This window comes from Mucilaginibacter gossypii (genome assembly GCF_900100945.1).
Lineage (GTDB): Bacteria > Bacteroidota > Bacteroidia > Sphingobacteriales > Sphingobacteriaceae > Mucilaginibacter > Mucilaginibacter gossypii.
Window position 1 is genome coordinate 167267 of sequence record NZ_FNCG01000003.1, and the last position, 18409, is coordinate 185675.

An 18409-nucleotide genomic window follows, 5' to 3' on the forward strand; every position below is an offset into this window, starting at 1 on the left:
TGTATCAGTTTGCTTTGTGTTGTTATAACGGGTAAGATAAATGACCATATGACCATGACATTAAAAAATAAAAAATATGATCAGAAATTACATTAAAATAGCCCTCCGGAACCTTTGGCGCCACCGGGGCTTTTCGTTTATTAATATTACGGGCTTATCAATAGGGATAACAGCCTGTTTTTTCATTTTTATATACGTGGCCTTTGAGCTGAGTTACGATAACTTTCACACAAAGGCCGATAGGATCTATCGTTTGGTAACTGATATCAAAACCCCGAGCGAAACTATTAATACCAGTAGCACATCATGGGCGTTTGCACCCAATATTAGGGCAGACTTGCCCGAAGTAGAAGCATTTGTACGCACCAGCGGCGGCAGTTTTTTGGTGCGCAGGGGAGATGTAAAATTCCAGGAGGAAAACTCCATGTTCGCGGATTCGACATTTTTTAAGGTCTTTGATTTTAAATTAGTTAAAGGCGATCCCAGGACTGTACTCACCGCGCCCGCTACAATAGTATTTACCGAATCTACCGCGAAAAAATATTTTGGCAGTGCCGACCCAATTGGCAAAACCGTATTAATTACCGGCGATGCCGTACCTGCCACGGTTACCGGTGTTATGAAGGATTTTCCTGGCAACTCACAAATCAAGGCCGATATGATCATCTCAATGACATCGTTAACCCAAAAGTTTAATAAAGGAATTGACGGGCAGTGGGGCAATTTCGGCGCTACGACTTATCTTTTGTTAAAACCGGGTACAAGTCCAAAGGCTGTTGAAGCTAAAATGCCTGCCTTTTTGCAAAATCGTGACGGGGACGGAATGAAGAAAAGCCAGATGTTCTATAGGCTCATGCTTGAGCCTTTAAAATATACCTACCTCTACTCAAAAAGAGGCGGACAGGAAGTTGGAAGCATTAGCAATGTGTATATATTCAGTATTGTCGCGATTTTTATTTTGCTGATAGCTTGCATCAACTTCGTTAACCTTACTACTGCCCGCTCGGTTGAACGCGCCAAAGAAGTAGGGATTCGTAAAGTTGTGGGCGCCGAAAAGAGCCAGCTTGCAGGCCAGTTCATCGGTGAATCGGTGGTACTTTGTATCATAGCTTTTTTACTTACGCTTGGTATCGCTGCTTTATTGTTGCCTGCATTTAATCAATTGGCTGGTAAAACTGTTAGTTCCGGCATCTTTTCAAACTGGTACTATGTAGTTATTCTGTTTGTAACGTCTATTTGCATCGGCCTGCTTGCCGGTTTATATCCTGCGTTGGTACTATCGTCCTTTAAACCGGTGATGGTTTTGAAAGGCCGTTTTTCCGGAAGCCGGAAGGGCGGAATTTTACGCAAAACGCTTGTTGTTGCTCAGTTTAGTATTTCCATAGCGCTTATTATTGGAACTATAGTAGTTTATAACCAAATGAGCTTTATGCAAAACCGCGATCTTGGTTTTAATAAAGAACAAATGCTTGTACTCAACACCAACAGCGATCCTGCTAAAGAATCCCTGAAAAATGCTATCAGTTCAATTCCCGGCGTAGTATCAACGGCATCTGCTTCAAGTATCCCTGGAGGTGGAAATAACGGGGCTTACTCCGAGATAGAAAATAAAATGGGCGATTTGCAGATAGCTAACCTTGATCTGTATTTTGTTGATTATGACTATGTAAACCAATTTAAGATAAAGATGGTTGCGGGTCGTTCGTTTTCACGTGAATTTGGTACTGATACGGCCCAGGCGATGCTTATCAATGAAGCCGCTGTTAAATTGTTTGGCTATAGCTCTCCTAAAGATGCTATCGGCCGACGGTTTAAACAATGGGGGCGCGAAGGTAAAATAGTAGGTGTAATGAAAGATTTTCATTTCCGTTCGTTACAGGAGGTAATCAAGCCGCTTACCATGCGAATCGAGCTTCATAGTCTTGATCTGATAACTGTAAAAGTCTCCCCGAAAAATCTGAATAGCACATTGGCGCAGATAGAAGGTAAGTGGAAACAATTTATCCCTAACAGGCCATACTCATTTTATTTTTTAGATGAGTTTTTTGACAGGCAGTACCGCTCTGAACAGCGTTTCGGTAAGCTATTTTTCAACTTCGCCGTTCTCGCCATATTCATTTCGTGTTTGGGCTTGCTTGGTTTGGCTTCGTACAGCACGCTGCAACGTACCCGCGAAATAGGGATCCGCAAAGTGCTTGGCGCGTCGGTACCCGGTATTGTTAACCTGCTATCCTTTGATTTTTTAAAGCTGATATTGATATCCTGCATAATAGCCATGCCGGTAGGTTGGTATTTTATGCATCAATGGCTCAAAGATTTTGCCTATCGTATAGATGTTCAATGGTGGGTATTTGTGCTGGCTGGTGTATTAGCCGTTTTGGTGGCAGTAGCTACCATTAGCTTTCAGGCAATAAAAGCAGCATTGAGCAACCCGGTTAAAAGTTTACGTTCCGAATAATTGTCATTAAGCCATGCTTTCATCTTATTAATGGAATGCGGGGCAAAATGACCTAAACGAGATAAACTAATGATAAAAAATTATTTCAAAACCGCCTGGCGCAATATCTGGAAAAACAAGGTTTTTTCGGCTATTAACATTTTTGGGTTGGCCGTTGGTATGGCGGCCTGCATTGTGATCACGCTTTTTGTTTATTATGAAAAAAGCTTTGATAATCTGCATACTAAAAACATCTACCGCTTAAACGAGGTGCAAAAGTTTGAGGGAATGGGCGCCTCACAAAAGGTTGCGTTATCCATGTTTCCGATGGGGCCAACTCTGAAAACCGATTTCCCGGAAATAAAAAATTTTACGCGTGTTCGTTGGCAGCAAAAGTTTCCGCTCAATAACGGACTTAAACGAGTGTACATGCCACAGGTATTCTTTGTGGATTCGGTTTTTTTGAAAATGTTTGATTTTAAACTGCTGAGGGGCGATCGGGCAACCGCTTTGTTAAAACCCCGCAGCGTTTTATTAACAGAAGATGCAGCCAAACGAATGTTTGGTAATGATGACCCGATAGGTAAAACTGTAACCAATTACGGGCAGGATACTATAACCTATTCGGTTACCGGTATATTAGCTAATGTGCCCAAAAACTCACAATTGCAGTTTGATTGCCTGTTTTCATTCAGTAGTATTTATAAGAAATGGATGTTTACCAACTGGGGCGGCAACTGGTTAAATACCTATCTTGAACTGGCCCCTGGTACCAATATAGCGGCGCTTGAAAAAAAGTTTCCAGCCTATCTTCAAAAATATAAAGGTAAAGATGGCCCTAAAAATTACGAGCTATTCTTATTATCCCTGAAAGATGTTCACGCTAACTCGGCTGATATAGGGCTGGATTATATCAATTATCAAAAATTTGATAAACATATCACCAACCTGTTTACAGTTATAGGGATCATTGTTTTGGTGATAGCCTGTATTAATTTCATTAACCTTTCAACCGCGCGGTCATCAGAGCGGGCTAAGGAGGTTGGCGTACGTAAATCTATCGGGGCCGGACGTTTTCAACTGGCCATGCAGTTTTTGGGCGAAACCGTGTTATTATCCTTGATAGCCCTGGCTTTTGCCTGCATTTTTGTAAGCCTTGCCATTCCTTTTATAAACAGTTTAAGCCAGCGTGATATTAGTTTACCGCTGCATGACAATAACATGCTTATAGGAGTGGTTCTTATTAGCACCGTGCTTGTTGGTATTATTTCAGGTATATACCCTGCGCTTTTTTTGTCGTCGTTTCAACCGATTAAAGTATTAAAGGGGGCTTTAGCAACGGCGGGGGGCAATAAAGTGCCATTGCGTAATATTTTGGTTGTTGGCCAGTTTACGAGTGCTGTAATCTTAATGATAGCTACAGTTTTGGTTATCAGGCAACTTAAGTTTATGCAGAAAAAAGATCCCGGCTTTAACCGCGATCAGATTGTTAATGTTCCTTTAGGTTTGATCCCACAAAACAAATATGATTTGTTTAAACAGGAGTTGCTTTCCAACTCGATAATACAGGGAGTTACCGCGTCGCAGGATATTTTAGGCAGTCACCTTGACCAAACCGGCATTTCATTTAAACTTGGTGATTCACCATTGCGGCAGCTTACCTCAACCTTGCTGGTGGTTGATAATAATTACCTCGATCTGTATAAGATCAAGCTGCTGATGGGCAAAAACTTTTCTACCGATACTTCGGCCGTTTGGAAGCAATACATCATCAATGAAGCCCTGGCTAAGGAATTGCTGAAAGATCATAAAGGAAAAAATATGGAATCATTACTGGGACAAAGGTTTGGTTTTGATTCGTTGGGTGTGATTACCGGAATAGCCAAAGATTTCAATTTCAATTCCCTGCATTATAAAATTGAAACGCTGTTCCTGGTAAACGGTAAAGGGTTCAACCAAATGTCGGTTAAGATCAACGGCGGCAGGGCTAAAGATGCTGTTGCATTTATCCAATCAACCTGGCAAAAGGAGTTTCCCGGGATACCCTTTGAATACCAGTTTCTTGACGATCATTTTAAAGAAGTTTACAGTGTAGACAATCAGGTAAGCACTGTAGTAAGTATTTTAGCTGGACTGATCATCATTATATCCTGTTTGGGGTTATTCGGCCTCGCTTCATACTCAGCCGAAAAACGGATCAAGGAAATAGGGGTGCGCAAGGTGCTTGGGGCATCTGTGCAGAATATAGTGATGCTGCTTTCGGGGCATTTTGTAAAACTGGTGCTCATTGCCAACGTCATCGCCTGGCCGATAGCGTTTTATGCCATGAGTAAATGGCTGCAGGATTTTGCTTATCGCATTGATATTAGCTGGTGGGTATTCGGTATAGCTGGTTTTACATCACTGGTTATAGCCTTTGCTACTGTAAGCTTCCAGGCCATTAAGGCGGCTGTAGCTAATCCGGTTAAAAGTTTGAGGAGCGAATAACCTCACCCAAACCCTCTACAAAGGAGAGGGCTTTAAGAGTCGAAGAGCAAACAACAATTCCTCCCCTTTGGGGAGGTTAGGAGGGGTAAATGATTAAAAATTATATAAAAACAGCATGGCGTAACCTGGTTATAAACAAGGTTACTTCATTAATAAGTGTTGCGGGTTTAGCAGTTGGAATAGGTTGCTTTATATTATTAGCTACCTATTTATTAAATGAGCTGCGGTATGATAGGTTTCACGTTAATGCCAATCGTATTATGCGCGTGGCTTATAACTACAAATCCTCTGATGATGCGGAGGCAAAATCTGTGGCAGTAACGCCAACCGCACCAGTACCCGTATTTAAACAGCAATTGCAGGAAATTGAGGATGGTGTGCGCATTTCCTGGTATAATAACCCGGTGCAATACCAGGATAAACTATTCAATGAAAAACGGTTCTTTTTAGCCGATGAACCATTTTTCAGGATCTTCAGCTTTAAGTTTTTGAGGGGGAACGCAGCTACCGCACTTAAAGATCCCTCGGCTTTGGTGATCACCGCGTCTACCGCAAAAAAATATTTTGGTACTGAGGATGCTATAGGTAAGGTTTTGAAGGTTAATAACAAACTAAACATGATGGTTACAGGGGTGGTGGAAGATGTACCCGAGTATTCGCAGATCAAGTTTGACATTATTGGTTCGTCCGCAGGTTCGGAACATGCTAAAACGCGCAAATGGGATTCGGCTAACGATTATTCTTACCTGCTTTTAAGGCCGGGCGTTAATATAAACTCGGTTGAGCAGAAAATGAACAACTATGTAGCAGAGATGTTTAAGGATGATTTCAGGCAAGGGCATAAAATGTGGTTCAAACTCGAACCTTTGACCGATGTCCACCTGAAATCGCAGGCTACATATCCGCTAACGCCATCCGGCAATATCAGATACATTTACGTTTTAGGGGCAGTTGCCATTATCTTATTGTTGCTGGCTTGTGTCAACTTCCTGAACCTTGTAACAGCCAAAGCTATAGAACGAGGCCACGAAATAGGGGTAAGAAAGGTAATGGGTGCTGCACGTTCGCAGCTTTTTACACAATTTATCATCGAATCTGCCATGATCACCCTCGTATCGCTGTTGGCGGGCCTGTTTTTGGCGGATGTGAGCTTTAAATGGTTCAGCGATTTTTCGGGGCAGCAGTTGGGCTTTCAAACCTGGAATACATCATGGCTGATTATGGCCATGGTTGCCTTATTTGTAACGGTAACTTTTTTGGCCGGAACTTATCCGTCATTATATCTGTCAGCATTTAATCCTATTGTTACCTTAAAGGGGAAACTCACAAATACCTCCGGCGGTCGGGCTTTACGCAAATCGTTAGTTATATTTCAATTTGTGGTATCCGTATTCTTCATGATCTGTACGGTTATCGCGGGTAGCCAACTGCGGTATATCCAACACCTCAATATAGGTATCAACAGGTCGCAGGTGATGGTGATTGATGTTGGCGGCAAATCATTAAAAGATATTAAATCATTTAACAACGAGGTAACTCAATTACCGGGGGTGCTTTATGCAACTGCTTCGTACGATTCGCCGGTTGATGTTCACGGCGGATATAGCATTAACCACGCTGACGGCAAAAACAGCGACTATAATCTTTCGGTAACCGCTTTGCCGGTAGAAAAGAATTTTTTAAATACGCTTGGTCTTAAACTGGTGCAGGGCATTAATTTTACAGATGCGGATGAGAAACATTCTACGGATGCTGATGAAAATAAGCGCTATTACGGTTTTATAATCAACGAAAAAGCCGCCAAAGCACTGGGTTGGACAGCCGAAGAAGCAATAGGTAAACATATTGGCCTTAACGGACGTACCGGTGAAGTAAGAGGTGTTGTACAAAACTTTAATTTCGCATCCCTTCACCAGGAAATTACACCAATTGTAATGTTTACTGAAGATTATTTTGGTAAAGTGCTTATCAAAACCTCAGGAAATAATATTGCCAAAACCATATCTGCAGTAAAAGAAAAATGGAGCGCTTTTAATCCTGCCACACCTTTTGAATATCACTTTCTTGATCAGGAATTTGATGATATGTATAAGGCCGAGCAACGTACCGGTTCAATATTAACTGCGTTTACTTTGGTCACTATCTTCATCTCCTGTCTGGGTTTATTCGGATTGGCAGTGTTTTCAACCAGGCAAAGAGTGAAAGAAGTTGGAGTACGTAAAGTTTTGGGCGCAAGCGTTTTCAGTATAGTAAAGCTTGTTTCAGGCGATTTCCTGAAACTGGTTATCATATCGGTTATCATTGCTTCGCCGATAGCCTGGTATGCCATGCATCGTTGGCTGCTGGATTTTGCGTATAAGATCAGCATACAAATATGGGTATTCATAGCCGCGGGTGCAGTAGCTATACTTATCGCCTTTATTACCGTGAGCGTTCAATCCCTTAAAGCAGCGCTTACTAATCCGGTTAAAAGTTTGCGGTCTGGAGATTGATTATTTAGCTGAAAGGTAAAAGGCAAAAGCTGAAAGGTTTATAACACATTAAATACAGTGTTAAATAATTCTTTCAGCTTTCGCCGTTTAATTAAGCTATAGCATGTTACAGGAATCAAAAGTAATTATACTCTACCTGCCGGTACATATCTGGGCAATGGAAAAAAGCTTTAACCTTTCGCCTTTTACCTTTTACCTCAAAAAACACTGTATCATAACCGTACGCAATCTGTTACATAAGCGTACAGTGAAGTTTTGGTATGATGGTGTAATTTATTGATAGTTAATAAGATAGAACTTTGGTATGTTATTGATATGTTAATCGCAAAATGATAAGTATTATTGTTTAACTCATTTATTTACTAACAAACTAATTCAATAATTAAAAATGTTATCACTGCAACATATTTCAAAGTATTTCCAGGTAGGGGGCAACAAAAATATCATTCTGAATGATCTGAGCCTTGACATTGACGAAGGCGAATTTATTTCTATCATGGGACCTTCAGGTTCGGGCAAATCAACGTTGCTGAATATCATCGGTATGCTTGATGAACCATCAGACGGTTATCATTATTTTGAAGGCCATGCAGTACATCAGCTTAAAGAAAAACAACGTTCGGCTTTGTACAAGCAATACATCGGTTTCGTTTTTCAGGCTTATCACTTGATTGATGAGCTAACCGTTTATGAAAACATTGAAACCCCGCTTATTTACCAGGATTTTAAAAGTGCGGAGCGTAAAGCCATGGTTGCAGATATGCTTGACCGCTTTAACATTGTTGGCAAAAAAGATCTTTTCCCGGCACAGTTATCGGGCGGACAGCAGCAGTTAGTGGGTATCGCCCGCGCGCTTATTGCTAAACCCAAGTTGTTATTAGCCGACGAACCTACCGGTAACCTCAACTCAAAACAAGGGGAGGAGATTATGGAGCTGTTCCGCAAGCTGAATAAGGAAGATGGTGTAACCATTATTCAGGTTACCCACTCCGAAAAAAATGCCGAATACGGTTCGCGCATTATCGATCTGCTGGACGGCAAGATCGATTCATCAAGAAAACTCTGAACTCAATAATAAAATGCGATACTATAAATTACTATTTCTCGGTCTTGTTGTATTTGGAAACTTAAAGGCTTACAGCCAGGCCCCGGTAGATTCTGTGCTTACTTTACAGCAATGTATCGATCTTGCAATCAAAAACAACCTCGATGTAAAAAAGAGTGAATTGCAAATGCAGACACAGGAAATTGCCTATAACCAGGCCCGCGAAAACCTGCTGCCATCAATTAACGGTAATGTGAGCCACAACATCAGTAATGGCCGTAGCCAGGATCCTACAAATTATAACTACGTAACACAGCAAATTACTTACGCCCAGTATAATTTAAACAGTAACCTGACATTGTTTAATGGCATGAGCCTCATTAATAATATCAAACGCTACTCGCTGGCATACCAGGCAGGTAAAATGGATTTTCAACAGGCTAAGGACCTTGTTACCCTGAACGTTATTACTGCTTATTTGCAGGTACTTGATAATGAGGATTTGCTAAAGGCAACCGATATACAGGTTGAGCAGGCACAGAAACAGGTTGACAGATTGACAATATTGAATAAAGACGGCGCTACACCGCCTGCAACGTTATACGATTTGAAGGGCACATTGGCTACCAGTAAGATAGGCGCGGTTAATACCAAAGCAGCGATGGGGATCTCAAAGATTAACCTTTTGCAGATCATGAATGTGCCATTGGATAAGAGCGTTAAACTTGTGCGTTTATCTGCCGATCAATTGCCTGGAAATTATGATAAAAATGCAGATGAGATCTACACCAAGGCACTTAACGACCTTGCCTTGGTTAAAGCCTATGATTTGCGTTTAAAAAGTGCCGAAAAAGGTGTAAAATCAGCCAAAGGAGCTTTATGGCCTACTATCACTGCGTTTGGATCGCTTGCATCCAATTACTCAAGTACAGGTAATACCGGTTATTATTCGCAAATAAAAAATAATTACAGTTCGGGTTTTGGAGTTGGTTTAAGCATACCTATCCTTAATTATTTCCAAAATCGTAATAAAGTGGCACTGGCCCGTATCGACCTGCAAACTGCAAAGTATAACAATGACTTTACCCGGATCCAGTTGAAGCAAAATATTGATCAGGCTTATATCAATATGACATCGGCCCTTGAGCGCTATCACTTGCTGCGCGACCAGGTTGATGCCTATGGCGAATCGTACAGGATTGCTGAAGTTAAATTTAATTCGGGTGCTATTACTTCGGTAGATTTTGTGATAGCAAAATCAAACTTCGATCAGGCTAATACCAACCTGATCAACGCCCGGTATGACTATTTTATCCGTACCAAAATCCTTGATTATTACCAGGGAAACTTGGCGCTTTAATTAATAAACTCTTTAAGATTTTTAAAACCTATACTTTTATTCCCAATTTTTAGTTAAATATCTGGTTAACTTTTACCGAACTTATCGGTTGGGTTTAACCAGATATTTCTATTTTAGCGGTAGTTGTTGCAAACAATATCGTTTTCATAAACTTAATACATCATCGAACACCTAATAAATATGAAAAAAGCAATTTTACTTTCCTTATCTATTTTTTTGCTGTCAATAGGCATATCAAAAGCCCAGGTAATCCCCAGCTTTTCTTTCGGCCTTAAGGGCGGTTTAAATTATTCAACTTTTCCGTCAAACGGCGTTTTTAACAACGATAATAAAGCTGGTTATCAGGCTGGCGCTTGGGCAAGGATCGGCGGCTTAGGCTTAATTTTTCAACCCGAGCTTTATTATACTGATAAAAGCGTTACTGTAAATAATGGAGGTGTTTCAAATAAACAAAGCTTTAAAAGTTTTGATGTTCCATTACTTGTAGGTGCTAAAGTTGGTGCTTTAGGTTTAGGTGGAAGGTTTTATGGTGGGCCGGTGCTTTCATTTACAACCGGAAGAGATAGGGATGCATTTAATGATGCAACAGCGTTAAGGTATAAAGATGCGAACTACGCAATACAGGTGGGTGCAGGTGTTGATATCAGTAGCCTGTCTATCGATCTTCGTTACGAAGGTGGTTTAAATAAAATAGCTTATGGCAACGATAATTCACACACGCGTGTTAGCCTGTTCAGCCTTGCTGTTGCTTATAAATTGTTCTCATTATAATCTCCCAGTCCCTCAAAAATACTGAAAGACCTGCCGGTAACGGCGGGTCTTTTTTGCGTTAGATCGGAGTGTGAACTTTCCTATTATTCAAGTTACGCAATCGATTGTATATTTAGTATTATATTTTAGCTTTTATTTGATAGAATAGTATTATGCTTATTTTACAATGTACACCTATATTTAGGTGCCATTTATGCGTCGGTTATCTGTTTAAACGCGGGTTTCAGACATATCCTAAAATTTAGGGCAGATGAAAAAATACCTTTCAATCTCATTTTACAAAATTTTGTTTGCACTATCGCTGATAGGGAGCAATGCTTCTGCTCAAACGGATACAACTTCGAGGCTTATCCGACTTAATCAAATAGGCTTTTACCCTGGTGCCATAAAAAAGGCCATTGTTTTAAGTGACAGAGGAAGCGACTTTTTTATCCAAACCCTTCAAAAGCAAACAGTATTTACCGGTAAGCTTAAACCATCACTTAAACCAAACTTTGCCGGTCATATTGTTCAATTGGCCGACTTTAGTACATTCGGCAAGCCCGGCAGATATATACTTTATGTCCCCTTTGCAGGTTATTCCTATCCCTTTGAGGTTAAGGCCTCGGTTCATAAAGCTGTGGCCGCCGCTGCTATCAAAGCCTATTATTTTATGCGCTCAGGTACACCTTTACCCGAAAAGTATGCCGGCAAATGGCACCGGGCCTCAGGTCATCCTGATACGGTTGTACTGATCCATCCATCTGCCGAAAGTGAAGGGCGGAAGGCTGGCTCAATAATCTCATCACCGCGCGGTTGGTATGATGCCGGCGACTATAACAAGTATATTGTGAACAGTGGTATTACAACAAGTACGCTGCTTTCTTTATTTGAGGATTTCCCCGCTTACATGAAAACAGTTAAGCTTAATATCCCCGAAAGCAGCAATAAAATTCCGGATGTTTTGGATGAGGTGCTTTGGAACCTGCGTTGGATGCTGACTATGCAAGATCCCGCCGATGGCGGCGTATATCATAAGCTTACTAATGCTGCTTTTGATAAGTTTGAAATGCCCGATAAAGACACATCGCCACGTTATGTGGTACAAAAAGTTACTGCGGCTACGCTTGATTTTGCGGCTGTTATGGCGCAAGCTTCCCGCATTTTTAAACAATATCCTAACGAGCTACCAGGCTTAGCCGATTCATGTATCAATGCTGCTCAAAAAGCCTGGGGTTGGGCTGGTAAAAATCCGATGGTGACCTACCGGCAGGATGAGATGAACAAAAAGTTTGAACCGAAGATCACTACAGGGGGGTATGGCGATAATAACTTTACCGACGAGTTTATCTGGGCGGCATCCGAGCTGGCAGTCAGCACCGGTGAGGTTGACTATCTTAAAAATATTGATCTTTTGCCTGATGGCCGGATGCCGGTACCTACATGGTCGCAGGTTAGGCTGTTGGGGTATTATACGCTGATCAAAAATGATATAACAGCGAAAACTGTGCCCGCGTTACCGGAAATCAGGAAGCGACTTATCAACACTGCCGATGATATGGTAAATGGGGTTGACTCAAACGCTTATCAAACAGTGATGACTAAATCCGCCAGGCATTTTGGCTGGGGCAGTACATCCGAGGCCGCAAACGAAGGAGTTCTGCTTATCCAGGCTTACAAGTTATCGAACGATAAAAAATACCTGGATTATGCTTTAGCAAATCTTGACTACTTGCTTGGTCGTAACGGCACTGGTTATTCCTTTGTAACAGGGTATGGTACTAAAACACCAATGCATCCGCACCATAGGCCTTCTGCAACTGACGCTATAGTTGACCCAATACCAGGCCTGCTTGTTGGCGGCTCTAATCCTGGCATGCAGGATGGTGTCAAAGTGCCATCAAAAGTGCCCGATGAAGCCTACATTGATGATGAGCACGCTTACGCCGCCAATGAAATAGCCATAAACTGGAATGCCCCGCTGGCTTATCTGGCTAATGCGTTAGAGGCTTTGCAACACAAGTTAGCGAGTCAGACCACAAGATAATAAAGTATTAGGCATATATCTGCGACAGGTCAACCTTCAAGACCCTGCAGGTTGTAATACTTTATTATCGCAGTAAAAAGAAAGCGCTTCCCCAATTAATTAAAAGCGCTTTTTGTTTTTTAAGAACTTACGAGGTCTCTAAAACTTCGTAAGTTTGAATTTATCGTTACTTCACCACCTCAACCCATTGTCCTTTCAATAAGCTGCTGATTTGGTTATTATACATCGCCTCGCAATAAACAGCCGGTAAATAATATTTACCGGTGTATGCTGCATTAAGCATTACATAATAGGTTGATTCCTGCCCTTCGTATAAACTGAAATATGTGTTCACCCTATCATCACGGATGTCGCGGTAATCAGATGGTGATGATTTAAACGCTTCGTCGCCAAGTAGCCGGGTATTCAGGATCTCCCAGCCCGACGGAAAAATCTGGGTGAGGGCCAGGTTATCGTACCTACCGCGTTTACCCGGGTTTTTGATGTTTACCTGTGCTACAAAATCGGTCCCTTGTTTTAATGATGATGGGTCAATAGGCTTACCTTTAAGCGAGAAATAACCGACACGCATCTGTAATACATCCGGGTTAAGGATTGATTTGGTATCCTGCCCTGATGATGGCTGTCCTTTTTGTATCAGCCTAATGTACAATTTATTATTGCTGTTATTCTTAAGGTATACTTTACCTCCATTGCCAGCCAGCGCCCCTTGCCATAAATATGAACTTGTACTAATGGTGGCTTTGGCGCTTCCTGCTGCATAGTTAAATTCAAGTTTGCCTGCAGGTTTGTTTTGCCCGTAAAACTGGGCCAATGCTATCAGCGAATATGCTGTAGTCTGGGTGCTGTACCAATCATCCTGTGACAAACGCGCAGCAACGGTGTGCACCAATCCGGCCGCTTTTTGTTTTTGGCCTAACAGGGTAAGGGTTTCCAGTATCATTGCCTCATCCCTTAAATCGGATCCATAAGTGCCATAAAGACTATTGTATGGTTTAACGGTAGTTGATAATCTCGCAATCATTCTTAAACCAACTTCGGGCTGTCCCGCAAGCTTATAAGCCGCTGCAAGTCGCCAGGCCGCTGCGTCACTCAGCAACGCAAACTCACGCAGCCGGTTCATTGCACCCATTTCGGGCGAGCGGGCCAGTGCCAGCAGATATAAGCGGTAGGCTTGGGTAAGGTCATCATCGTAATAATATGGTTGCTTGCGTGGCGCCCAGCTAAGGGCCTTTTCTTTCTGGTATTTCTTCCAGCGGTCAATAAAGCCTATCGGCATGCTGAAGCCTTTTGCCTGTGCCGCTAACATGAAATGCCCCGCATAATTGGTTCCCCACTCATCGGCTTCGCCGCCGTAAGGCCAGTAGCTTAAACCACCGCCCTGTACCTGGAAGCCATTGAGCCTGTTAATGGTGGCTTTAATATTCCGGTCGGTTTCGGCCCTTTGTTTTGGTGAAAGGTCAAGCAACTGGTTCAGGTATAACTGGGGGAATGCCGATGATGTGGTTTGTTCCACACAGCCATGCGGATATTCAATCAGGTAATCCAAACGTTTTGAAAGGTTCAATGGCGGGATGTAAGCTACTTCAAGCATGGCTTTATTAGTACCGTTGATGCCAACCGGCTGATAATCGGTATTCCATACTTCGCCCGGCGCAAGCTCTTTCTGAATAATGCGGGTAACCGGCGGATTAGGGTTGCGAACGTTAAGATCAACATCATAAGCAGCTGTTTCCGAAGCGCTTTTGGCAATTATTTTTACTTTACCTACGCCAACAAAATCCTTAACATTTAAATCAAAAGTTACCATTTGGTCACCGGGCTTGTCAAAAGTGAGAGTCTTTTGATTATTACCGCCCAAATTGCTGAAGGCATTACTTTGCACCTGTATGTTAACGGTTTTGATATTGTTCTCCATAGCAAATACTGTTACCGGCAATTGAATGCTTTCTGAAGGGCCAAGCACACGCGGCAGGGTAGCCAGGATCATTAATGGTTTTTTAACCGCTACGGCTTTTTCGGCAATGCCGTAAGCACCATTGTGACCGGCTACTATCATAGCCTTAACAGAACCCACGTATTGCGGCAATATAAAGCGCTGTGTTTGCTTTTCGCCTGCACCGAGGTGGAAAGGGCCAAGGAATTTTACAACAGGTTTAAAACGGTTTACAGACACGTTTTTGTTATTGCCGAGGTTCCCGTCACCACCAATACTTAAAATTCGCTCTAAGCCGCCGCCAAATGCACCTATCACATAGTCGAACAGGTCCCAGGTTTTTACCCCTAAGGCTTCGTGCGCATAAAAGGTATCATGCGGATCGGGCAGTTTGTAATTGGTGATATCTAATAAACCTTCATCAACAATAGCGATAGTATAGGTCATTTCCTTGCCCGATGCTTCCGATACGGTAATGGCCGATTGTGTTTCGGGCCTGATCTTATCGGGCATGCTGATGATTGGTTTCAGGATGGTTTCCGGGTTTTCAACCTGCAGCGGGATAGCACCATACATGCGGATAGGCAAGTCATTAACCGTTTGCGAATGTTTTTGCAGTAGCGTAACATTTACAAAAATGTTTGGCGCCATTGTTTCATCAACCGTAAAGGTATAACGGGTTTGTCCTTTCTTAGTATCTATCCAGGCTGTTTTTAAAACTTTGCTGCCGTTTTCAAAACTAATCAGTGCTCGACCAGCTTCTCCTGTTGGAATAGTCAAAGTTGCCTCATCGCCAACTTTATAGGCAGGTTTATCTGAAGTGAAAGATAACATCGCTGCTTCGGTAGGATTGGTGGATTGTAACCTTTCCGACCAGTTTGGCCAATCCACATAAATGATCTTACCTGTTGAATGGCCTGTTTGTTCGTCTTTAATTTTAATGAGGTAGCGGCCCCAGTCGGCTTTGTTGATATGCAGCTTCCATTTGCCTGCGCCATTGGTCAGATTTACGATTTCGGTTTTAATGAGCTTATTATATTTATCCTGGGTAAAGTTGCTCATTTCATTACCGGTTTGGTCCCACCACCAGCGCCATTGCACTTTGTACAATTCAACCTGCACATCACGGCTGCCCGGCAGGGCGTTTCCATTTACATCAACATCGGCTATGTCAACTAAATGGTCCTTATCAGTAACCAACATGCCCGAAAGGTCACTGCCTTCAGGTGTCTTGATCCCTACGTAGCCTGGGTAAACGTTATAAGGCATGCTCACCTGGTTGATGCTGAAATTGCCGCCCGGCTCAAATACCTTAACCAGGAAATTTGCGCGAAGCTGACCAGGGGCCTGTTTCTCCACATTTACATTTGCGTCAACATCGGCCGTACCTGTTTCGCTTAGTTTGCCATCGAAAACAGTTTGAACCTGCGTATTAAAGGCCAGTGTAGGATCGTCAAAAACATAGTCTTTATACTTTTTAAAGCTGGTGTTTTGTGCCGACAGATAGGCATCAACTTTAGCTTTTAAGTTTTGCGCCGCGCCACCAAACAACCATTGGGCACTTAGCTTGCCATTGGCATTGTTTCCCTTGGTTAATTCGGATGCCCCGCCGAACGACAGACTAAGCTTAAGCCGGTTAGGCATGATGGTTTCAACCTTGATTTTTTTCTCAAACCTGGCGCCGCCAACTTTAACTTTAGCCGTCCAGTTGCCGGTAGGGGACGAAGTTTCTGTTGCGGTATGGAAACTGTAAAAGCCATCTAAGCTTTTGGTTTGGGTGATGCGCCTGTAAAGCTTATCGCTTGGGTCATATAATTCAAATTCGACAGGATGATCAGCCGGAAGGGTTTTTAATTTATCCTCCAGAATAAAAGATGTATAAATGGAGTCTCCCGGACGCCAAACGCCGCGTTCGCCGTAAATAAAACCTTTTAGGCCATTTTGTACTTCCTCACCGCCCACGTTAAATCTTGATAAAGGTAAAGAGCTGCCATCATCAAGTTTAAGATAGCCGCGCTGCACGCCTTTTTTGGCTACTAATAAGTATGGCTTCCTCTTAAGATTTAATTTAGCCAGACCGTCGCCGTCGGTAGTGGTTTTGTAGATCACTTGTTTCTGATAGTCGAGCAGCTCAAGATCTACATTGCTCATAGGCTCGGCACTTAGGATATCGGTAACAGCTATCAGCATACTGTTATCATTGCCACGTTTGGCAATAAGGCCAATGTTTGAGGATATGATGTTTCGGGTAGCCCAGCGTTGCTTACTATAATACGAATCTGTGCACGCATCGTCGCGTTCCTGCCAATTGTAGCCTTCGGGATAGTAATTATCATAGCGCTTCCAAAAGTCGTCGTCCTCGTCGCTTACTTTTGAGGCATTATCGCTATAATCACCGCCGTAGTAACCGCCTTCTTCGTCGTCACCATTGTCTTTTTGAACCTTACCGCTATAAACCTTGCAGTTGAACAAGGAATATGATCGCCTGAAACCGATTACCACTCGATATATAGCGCCGGGTTCAGTTCGGATCATCTGGTCAAGATCAAGCATAAAACGGTTCTTCTTGTGCAGGTTAAGACCTTTATCAGTATCTAACCGAATAGTTTTTTGCACTATAGGCTTACCAACCTGCCTTAATTCTGCACTGCCGTCAAAACCATTGCTTTGAAAGTATTGCGGTACGTTGTTTTCGTAGATCTTGATGATGATGACATCAACCGCGTTCAGGTTAATTGCTTCAAAAGGCATCATAATGCGGCCCGAGTCGGGGAGGATCACACCCTTGCCGGGTATGGCAACTGCAGGCAAACGGTTTTCAAAGAATAAATTAGCAGTATAGCCCTTCGTGATCCTTTTCAGGAGCGTGTTTTTAATGCCTTCGTTCACAGATATGGTGTAATCCCCCTGGAGGCGATCAGGAGCGTAAACTTTTACCAGGCTACCGTCGATGCTGTACGCCGGATCAGTGATATTGTTGATGCTGATAAGGCCGTTAAGTTCCTGTCCAACTAAAATGTTATCCGAAAACTGTACCTCAACATACTGATCATTGTCCTGCACAGCGCGGATATTCAGTACCTTAAAATCGCCAATGGCGGGCACTTCAAAATTCTGGTTGCCTTTTTTATCCACGCCAATGCTGCTGCCATCCCAGTTAATTGTAAGTGGATTGGCTTTGCCGGCTATACGTGTTAACCCGGTTATGGTAAAATGATGGTTTTTATGGGCCGCGTCGTGTTCCCAGTTTATTTTAACCGGCGAATCATAATTGGGTACAATAAGCTTATCAACAGCCGATGGGTCTTCTGCGTCAGCTGTTTGAATATCACCTGTAAGCTTCATTTCGGTATTTGAAGTACTGCTGGCGGTTTGCATGCCGATAAATGACACGGTAAAGTAGGGCTGAATAACCTGGAAATTAAATTTAAAGTGCTCAAAATGATCCGACACTTCAATAAGCTTGCTCAATTTAAAATCAGCAGTATAGTTTTTACCGGGGTCGAGCTTTTCATCGGGCCTGAACTCGATGGTTCGTGCATCCGTCCAGATAGCCTTTCCTTTTATAGCTGGTGAAAAGTTGAAAAGATCTTCGTTTATTTCCTCATTTTGCTGGTGCGTTACCTGCACGTCACTGGCCAGCCTGATACGAATGGGGCTCTGTTTGGAAATAACACCAGTTGTATACGACTCGATATACTTGCTGAAAGCAGGATCAACTATTGTTTTTTTTTGGCCATGAGCTACCAGGTATATGATGAGTAATGCAAGAGCAATGGTAGTGACAACAGTGATTAAGGTTCGGCGTTTGCGGAATTGATTGTATCCGTTTTCCATGAATAGGTTTATTTATTA

The 18409-nt window shown here is 42.5% G+C and carries 9 protein-coding genes; 8 read left to right on the forward strand and 1 reads right to left on the reverse strand.

Translation table 11 applies throughout. The features are described 5' to 3' along the window. Nucleotides 1-76: 76 nt before the first annotated feature. The 8 genes from BLS28_RS06870 to BLS28_RS06900 all read left to right on the forward strand — a co-directional run bounded on the left by BLS28_RS06870 (nucleotide 77) and on the right by BLS28_RS06900 (nucleotide 12618). The gene (locus BLS28_RS06870; RefSeq protein WP_091163856.1) at nucleotides 77-2458 is read left to right on the forward strand and encodes an ABC transporter permease; all 2382 of its coding nucleotides are present in this window, start codon (nucleotides 77-79) and stop codon (nucleotides 2456-2458) included. 69 nt (nucleotides 2459-2527) lie between these two features. Further along, nucleotides 2528-4924 (forward strand): ABC transporter permease, encoded by a 2397-nt coding sequence (locus BLS28_RS06875; protein WP_091163859.1) that lies wholly within the window; start codon nucleotides 2528-2530, stop codon nucleotides 4922-4924. A gap of 89 nt (nucleotides 4925-5013) precedes the next feature. Next, nucleotides 5014-7416: an ABC transporter permease gene (locus tag BLS28_RS06880; protein ID WP_091163861.1), complete on the forward strand. Its 2403-nt coding sequence runs from the start codon at nucleotides 5014-5016 to the stop codon at nucleotides 7414-7416. Nucleotides 7417-7519: 103 nt separating this feature from the next. After that, the gene (locus tag BLS28_RS30750) at nucleotides 7520-7696 is read left to right on the forward strand and encodes a hypothetical protein (RefSeq protein ID WP_176844393.1); all 177 of its coding nucleotides are present in this window, start codon (nucleotides 7520-7522) and stop codon (nucleotides 7694-7696) included. Nucleotides 7697-7804: 108 nt separating this feature from the next. Next, nucleotides 7805-8482 carry an ABC transporter ATP-binding protein gene (locus tag BLS28_RS06885; protein WP_091163863.1) on the forward strand — a complete coding sequence of 226 codons (678 nt, stop codon included), beginning with the start codon at nucleotides 7805-7807 and terminating at the stop codon, nucleotides 8480-8482. Between the two features lie 13 nt (nucleotides 8483-8495). Beyond that, complete coding sequence (locus tag BLS28_RS06890; RefSeq protein ID WP_091163865.1) at nucleotides 8496-9821, forward strand: TolC family protein; 1326 nt, start codon at nucleotides 8496-8498, stop codon at nucleotides 9819-9821. A gap of 180 nt (nucleotides 9822-10001) precedes the next feature. Beyond that, a complete protein-coding gene (locus BLS28_RS06895; RefSeq protein WP_091163868.1) occupies nucleotides 10002-10592 on the forward strand; it encodes a porin family protein in 591 nt (196 codons plus the stop codon). Nucleotides 10593-10842: 250 nt separating this feature from the next. Further along, nucleotides 10843-12618: a glycoside hydrolase family 9 protein gene (locus BLS28_RS06900; RefSeq protein ID WP_091163871.1), complete on the forward strand. Its 1776-nt coding sequence runs from the start codon at nucleotides 10843-10845 to the stop codon at nucleotides 12616-12618. A 166-nt stretch (nucleotides 12619-12784) separates the two neighbouring features. Here BLS28_RS06900 and BLS28_RS06905 read toward each other — a convergent pair whose 3' ends face one another. Next, on the reverse strand, nucleotides 12785-18391 hold the full coding sequence (locus tag BLS28_RS06905) for an alpha-2-macroglobulin family protein (protein ID WP_091163873.1): 5607 nt from the start codon (nucleotides 18389-18391) through the stop codon (nucleotides 12785-12787). Nucleotides 18392-18409: the final 18 nt, after the last annotated feature.

What these genes read in the sequence shown, in the direction of transcription:
- BLS28_RS06895 (WP_091163868.1), top strand. Translation starts at nt 10,002, where the DNA reads ATGAAAAAAGCAATTTTACTTTCCTTATCTATTTTTTTGCTGTCAATA.
- BLS28_RS06870 (WP_091163856.1), top strand. Translation starts at nt 77, where the DNA reads ATGATCAGAAATTACATTAAAATAGCCCTCCGGAACCTTTGGCGCCAC.
- BLS28_RS06890 (WP_091163865.1), top strand. Translation starts at nt 8,496, where the DNA reads ATGCGATACTATAAATTACTATTTCTCGGTCTTGTTGTATTTGGAAAC.
- BLS28_RS30750 (WP_176844393.1), top strand. Translation starts at nt 7,520, where the DNA reads ATGTTACAGGAATCAAAAGTAATTATACTCTACCTGCCGGTACATATC.
- BLS28_RS06900 (WP_091163871.1), top strand. Translation starts at nt 10,843, where the DNA reads ATGAAAAAATACCTTTCAATCTCATTTTACAAAATTTTGTTTGCACTA.
- BLS28_RS06905 (WP_091163873.1), bottom strand. Translation starts at nt 18,391, where the DNA reads ATGGAAAACGGATACAATCAATTCCGCAAACGCCGAACCTTAATCACT.
- BLS28_RS06875 (WP_091163859.1), top strand. Translation starts at nt 2,528, where the DNA reads ATGATAAAAAATTATTTCAAAACCGCCTGGCGCAATATCTGGAAAAAC.
- BLS28_RS06885 (WP_091163863.1), top strand. Translation starts at nt 7,805, where the DNA reads ATGTTATCACTGCAACATATTTCAAAGTATTTCCAGGTAGGGGGCAAC.
- BLS28_RS06880 (WP_091163861.1), top strand. Translation starts at nt 5,014, where the DNA reads ATGATTAAAAATTATATAAAAACAGCATGGCGTAACCTGGTTATAAAC.